This is a genomic window from Paraconexibacter sp. (assembly GCF_041602235.1).
Taxonomy (GTDB): domain Bacteria; phylum Actinomycetota; class Thermoleophilia; order Solirubrobacterales; family Solirubrobacteraceae; genus Paraconexibacter.
In genome coordinates, this window is the sequence record NZ_JBFIGP010000254.1 from 1 (window position 1) to 5,339 (window position 5,339).

Consider the following 5,339-nt stretch of genomic DNA (forward strand, 5'->3'; position numbering starts at 1 on the left):
CGGCCTCGTCGGCCTCGAGGCGCCGCCGCAGGAACGCGGGGAGGGGCAGGAAGGCGGCGATGCGGGTGCGGACCGGGCGCTGGCGTCCCGTGATGTCGACACCGGCCATGCGCGCGTGACGGCGGCAGGACTGGCAGTGCGCGACGTGCTTGGCGAGCTTGCGCGAGTCGCGGGCGCCGAGGGAGCTGGTGGCCGCCGCGTCGATGATGAGCTGCACCCGGGAGCAGCGCTCCCCGGAGACGAGCTCCTCGTACTCCTCGCTCAGACGGCGCCGGGCGCGGAACAGCGTGGACTCCACGGAGGCGCGGCTCATCCCCAGCCGCTCGCCGATCTCGCGGTAGGACAGCCCGTCGAGCTCGCGCATCACGAGGATCCGGTGGTGCGTGTCGCTGAGGCCGCCGAACGCGCTCTGCAGGTGGGTCAGGGACAGCTTCTGCTCGACCGCGGCCTCGGGCGACGGGCCGGTCGTCACCAGCCGGCCGTAGTCGGCGCCTCCGAGTCCGTCCTCGCCGTCGTAGGAGACCTCCTCGGCGCGGCGGGTGCGGCGGAACTGGTCGATGCAGGCGTTCTTGGCGATCTCGTAGACCCACGGCTTGAACGCGATCGGGCGGTCGGTCGCACGCATGCGCCGGAGCGCCGACATGAAGACGTCCTGCGCGATGTCCTCGGCGCGACCGTAGTCGTTGACCATGCCGAAGATGTAGGCCGCGATCCGCCGGTGATAGCGCTCGTACAGGAACTCGAAGGCGTGGTCGTCGCCGCGACGGATCGCCGCGACGAGATCGTGGTCCGAGGTCTCTGCGTTCGCACGGATGGGCGATGCGAACGTGGCGGCGCTGACAGCGATGGTTTCCATTCCCCCAGGAGCGGCGTCGGCGGTCATCCTTGACGACCGCGCTCGGAAAGCGAACTGTAGCGTTCAGTTGAGAGCAAGTGCAAGCGATTCTCACAGGCTTGGACGACTGGACAAGACCCCCCTGACCACCTGTCGAGGAACACCATGGCCAGCATCACAGAGATCATCGACCACCTCAACACGCTCCTTGAGCCGGGGACCTACGCCGACTACGCCCCCAACGGCCTGCAGGTCCCCGGTGCCGAGCAGGTCGCCACGGTCGTCACCGGCGTGTCGGCCGGTGCGGAGCTGCTCGCGCGCGCGGCAGAGCTCTCCGCCGATCTCGTCCTGGTCCATCACGGCCTGTTCTGGCAGGGCGCGCCGCTGGCGCTCGACGCCGTCGCCGCTCGCCGGCTGCGCCTGCTGTTCGACCACGACATGGCGCTCGCGGCCTACCACCTGCCCCTCGACGGCCACATGGAGGTGGGCAACAACGCGCTGCTCGCGCGCGCGTGCGGGTGCGGGTCGTGGGAGCCGTTCGCCGCGCACCGCGGCGCGCACATCGGTGTCGCGGGTCGGTACGGGGACGCCGGGATCCCGCTGGAGGAGCTCGTCTCCCGCGTGCGCGCCACCTGCCACGACCGGGAGCCGCTGGTCTTCCCGGCGGGCGCCGACCGGGTGCGGTCGGTGGGGTTCGTGTCGGGCGCCGGGTCCGACCACCTGCTCGAAGCGGTGGACGCCGGGCTCGACGCGTTCGTGACGGGCGAACCGTCCGAGCGCGTCATGATCGCCGCACGCGAGTACGGGATCACCTTCATCGCCGCCGGGCACTACGCCACCGAGACCCACGGGGTCCGCGCGCTGGGCGAGCGCCTGGCCGCGGAGTTCGGGCTGACGCACCACTTCGTGGACGTCTGGAACCCGATCTGAGCGGTCGTCACGCACCCTCGTCCAGGGACCCCGCCGCATTAGGAACCTTTAGTTGATGACGTCCACATGCGGGTGTACGGTCGAGCCGACCATGTCGTGAACGTCACGAACACCCAGGAGGTCTCACCCGATGGCCATACACCTGACGCCCACCGAGCTCGCGCGCGAGACCGGTCTCGACCGCCGCGGAGTCATCGAGAAATGCATGGAGCTCGGGGTGCCGATCTTCCAAGGGCGCATCGACAAGACGCTCTTCATGGCCAGCCTGCACCAGCAGTCGAGCGAACGTCCCACACCCGCCTCCGCGTGAGGCTCCGCGCTCCGGGGAACCGTTCCCCGTGACGCGCCACGCAGGATAGAGTCGCTCATCCCCATCTGACACGCGGATGGATGCCACCAGCACCGAGGGAGAGAGAGCGATGGAGGCTTCGACGTCGGCCCCGAAGAACACGGGGTCCAAGACGATTGCGGACCTGATCGGCCTTGCCGCCGAGAAGTTCGGCGACCAGGTCATGGCCCGCTACAAGACCGGCGGCGAGTGGCGCGACGTCACGTACGCGGAGGTCGGCACGATCGTCAGCGAGATCGGCCGAGGCCTGATCGACATCGGCGTCGCGCCCGGGGACCGGGTCTGCATCCTGGCCAACACGCGCCCCGAGTGGACCTACGCGGACCTGGCGATCAGCAGCACCGGCGCCGTCGTCGTGCCGATCTACCAGACCAACGCACCGGAGGAGTGCGAGTGGGTCGTCGGCAACTCCGAAGCCATCGCGGTGATCTGCGAGGACGCGACCCAGCTGGCCAAGATCCGCGAGGTCCGGGACCGGCTGCCCCAGCTCCAGCACGTGATCGTCATGGACGGGACCGGCGACATCGGGGACGCCATCACCCTGGAGGACCTGCGCGAGCGCGGCCGTGGCCGCGACGAGGCCGAGCTGCGCGAGCGGGCGGCCGCCGTGACCCCCAGCGACCCGTTCACCTTCATCTACACCTCCGGGACGACCGGCCCGCCCAAGGGCTGCGTCCTCTCGCACGGCAACTACCGGTCGATCCTCGACATGTGCGAGGAGATCGACGTCCTCCACGAGGGTGACGTCACCTACCTGTTCCTCCCGCTGGCGCACTCGTTCGCGCTCCTGATCCAGCTGCTCAGCCTCGATCTCGGCGGCACGATCGCGTACTTCGGCGGTGACACCAAGCAGGTGGTCGCCGAGCTCCAGGAGGTCCAGCCGACCTACCTGCCGTCGGTCCCGCGGATCTTCGAGAAGATCTACACGCTGGTCACCTCCAACGGCGACCCGGACCTCATCGCCAAGGCCACGCAGGTCGGGCTCAAGGTCCGCGAGCTCCAGGCGGCTGGTCAGCCGGTCCCCGAGGAGCTCCAGGCCGGCTTCGACCAGGCCGACGAGCGCCTGTTCAAGAACGTGCGCGGCGCGTTCGGCGGCCGCCTGCGGCAGGCCGTGACCGGGGCCGCCCCGATCGCCAAGGAGATCCTCGAGTTCTTCTACGCGTGCGGCGTGCCGGTGATGGAGGGGTACGGGATGACCGAGACGGCGACCGCGTCGACGATCTCGACGGTCGAGCACCACAAGTTCGGGACGGTCGGCCGGCCGCTGCCCGGTGTGGAGGTGAAGATCGCGGAGGACGGCGAGCTCCTGATCAAGGGCGCGAACATCTTCCAGGGCTACTACAAGAACGACGACGCCTCGTTCGGCGCGATCGTCGACGGGTGGCTGCACACCGGGGACCTCGGCCACGTCGACGAGGACGGGTACGTGTCGATCGTCGGCCGCAAGAAGGACATCATCATCACCGCGGGCGGCAAGAACCTGACCCCGGCCAACATCGAGAACGACATGAAGCAGAGCCGATGGGTCTCCCAGGCGGTCATGCACGGCGACCGCCGCCCGTACCCGGTCATGCTCGTGACGCTCGACGAGGAGGAGATCGTGCCGTGGGCGACCTCCAGCGGCATCGAGGACACCTCGATCCCCGCCCTCGCCGCGCACCCCGAGGTCCACGCGCTCATCCAGGCGGAACTCGACCGGGCCAACGCGAAGTACGCCCAGGTCGAGCAGGTCAAGCGGTTCTTCATCCTCGAGCACGACCTCGCCCAGGAGACCGGAGAGCTCACCCCGACGCTCAAGGTCAAGCGCAACGTCGTCAACGAGAAGTACGCCGACCGGTTCGACACCCTGTACGGCGGCTAGAGCCAGCGGCCCCGGCCGGGGTTCCTCACCCCTCGCGCGCTACCCTCGAGGGGTGAGGACCGATCCGACCGACAACGGCGGCCTGTTCGTCGGGCGGCGCCCCGGTACGGCTCCGGTCAAGTACCGCTCGCTGCCCGACCGCGGCAGCCCGGCCCGACAGCGCCTCGACCGGGCGCTCGCCCTGGCGATCCTGGCGCTGATGATCTTCCTCAGCCTCCTGTACTGGGGCCCCATGCCCGCGGTGGCCCTGTGGGTCGCCTCGCAGGTCCAGTTCCAGACCGACAACCTGGGGTTCGGCCTCCTGGTGGGGTTCGTGTCCCTGCTGGTGCTGCTGTTCGGAGGTCTCATGGTCCTGAAGCGCCTCGACGCGCTGTGGATCCTGGTGCGACGGGCCGCGGGGATCGACCAGCGCAGCGGGGTGATCGGCCGGGTGTTCGGGGCCACCGCCGTGATCGGCGCCACGCTGTTCTTCGCGTGGCTGCTGCTGATCGAGGGTCCCGGATCGTCGCTGGCCCCGACCGGCTGATCGTGGGCATCCGCAACTACTACAAGCAGTTCGAGGCGATGCCGGTCGAGGAGGTCAACAAGGACCTCCGCGACAAGGCGCAGGAGCGGCGGCGAACGGCGCTGTCCCGCGTCGAGACGCTCGACCTGTCGCTGACGACGTGGCCCGAGTATCCGCCGTCACGGATCGTCAACGCGATCACGTACGCGGCCCGGCGCGGCCTGCACCGCTACCTCGATCCGCACGCCGGCGAGCTGCGCGGCGAGCTGGCTCACCGGCACGGCCTCGAGGAGGAACGCGTCGTCGTCGGCGACGGCATCGCGCAGCTGATGGCGGCCGCCGCCCAGGCGCTGCTCGAGCCGGGGGACGAGCTGGTGACGCCGTGGCCCGGGTACCCGCTGCATCCGCTGATCGCGCGCGCGGCCCGCGGTCACGCCGTGCCGGTGGCCGGCTTCTCGGTGGACGCGCTGCTGCGAGCGGTGAACGCGCGCACCCGCGTCGTCGCGCTCGCCAACCCCAACGACCCCACCGGGGAGCTTCTCGCGACCGGGGAGCTGCGACGCCTGCTCGAGGCGCTGCCCGAACGTGTCGTCGTCCTGCTCGACGAGGCGCTGCGCGACTTCGTCACGGCCGAGCCCGTCGATGCCGCGATCGCGCTGCTCGAGGAGTTCCCGCGGCTGCTGGTCTTCCGCACGTTCTCGAAGGCGTGGGGGCTGGCCGGCCTGCGCTGCGGCTACGCGCTCGGGGGCGTCGGCGCCGAAGCCCTCCTGGAGCAGCTCGAACCCGAGCTCGGACTGAACGAGCTCGCGCTCGCGGGAGCGCTGGAGGCGGTGCGCAACCACGGCACCCTGGCGTCCGA

Annotated in this window: 6 protein-coding genes; 5 read left to right on the forward strand and 1 reads right to left on the reverse strand. The window is 70.1% G+C overall.

Annotation, left to right across the window (positions count from 1 at the left end; all coding sequences use genetic code 11):
• Positions 1-856: RNA polymerase sigma factor (locus ABYE80_RS16425; RefSeq protein WP_372791385.1), on the reverse strand; the 856-nt coding region annotated here is incomplete at its 3' end.
• Between the two features lie 144 nt (positions 857-1,000).
• Between ABYE80_RS16425 and ABYE80_RS16430 the strand changes: the two genes are divergently transcribed.
• The 5 genes from ABYE80_RS16430 to ABYE80_RS16450 all read left to right on the forward strand — a co-directional run.
• Positions 1,001-1,765, forward strand: a complete 765-nt coding sequence (locus tag ABYE80_RS16430) for a Nif3-like dinuclear metal center hexameric protein (RefSeq protein WP_372791386.1) — start codon at positions 1,001-1,003, stop codon at positions 1,763-1,765.
• 130 nt (positions 1,766-1,895) lie between these two features.
• A complete protein-coding gene (locus ABYE80_RS16435; protein WP_372791387.1) occupies positions 1,896-2,075 on the forward strand; it encodes a hypothetical protein in 180 nt (59 codons plus the stop codon).
• Between the two features lie 109 nt (positions 2,076-2,184).
• The gene (locus ABYE80_RS16440) at positions 2,185-3,975 is read left to right on the forward strand and encodes a long-chain fatty acid--CoA ligase (RefSeq protein WP_372791388.1); all 1,791 of its coding nucleotides are present in this window, start codon (positions 2,185-2,187) and stop codon (positions 3,973-3,975) included.
• Between the two features lie 52 nt (positions 3,976-4,027).
• The gene (locus ABYE80_RS16445) at positions 4,028-4,501 is read left to right on the forward strand and encodes a hypothetical protein (RefSeq protein WP_372791389.1); all 474 of its coding nucleotides are present in this window, start codon (positions 4,028-4,030) and stop codon (positions 4,499-4,501) included.
• Positions 4,450-5,339: histidinol-phosphate transaminase (locus tag ABYE80_RS16450; RefSeq protein WP_372791390.1), on the forward strand; the 890-nt coding region annotated here is incomplete at its 3' end. The genes ABYE80_RS16445 and ABYE80_RS16450, both read left to right, overlap by 52 nt.

Coding starts and splice junctions, on each gene's coding strand:
- ABYE80_RS16430 (WP_372791386.1), top strand. CDS start 1,001: ATGGCCAGCATCACAGAGATCATCGACCACCTCAACACGCTCCTTGAG.
- ABYE80_RS16435 (WP_372791387.1), top strand. CDS start 1,896: ATGGCCATACACCTGACGCCCACCGAGCTCGCGCGCGAGACCGGTCTC.
- ABYE80_RS16440 (WP_372791388.1), top strand. CDS start 2,185: ATGGAGGCTTCGACGTCGGCCCCGAAGAACACGGGGTCCAAGACGATT.